Below are 211 nucleotides of genomic sequence, written 5' to 3' on the forward strand. Positions count from 1 at the left end.
GGTGGTCGGCGAGGGCGGCGAGCAGCGGCCGGGTTCCGTGCGCATCGACGGGGCCGGGCTCGGGGCGGAATCCGAGGTCGGCGGCGTTGCGCAGGAGGGCGCGGGTCCGGGCGTGGGCGTACCGCACCCGGAAGAGGGGGTTGCTCTCCCGCTGGGCCAGGTGCTCCGCACCGATCCGCGGCCGGTCGTGCGCCGCGGGCAGCAGCAACGC

1 pseudogene is annotated in these 211 nt (G+C 78.2%); it reads right to left on the minus strand.

The window, feature by feature from the left end:
- Positions 1 to 211: pseudogene (locus AOK11_RS44335) on the minus strand (ArgS-related anticodon-binding protein NrtL); the annotation flags it as partial.

The sequence above is a fragment of the Streptomyces hirsutus genome, from assembly GCF_001418415.1.
In the GTDB taxonomy this organism is placed as follows: Bacteria; Actinomycetota; Actinomycetes; order Streptomycetales; family Streptomycetaceae; genus Streptomyces; species Streptomyces hirsutus.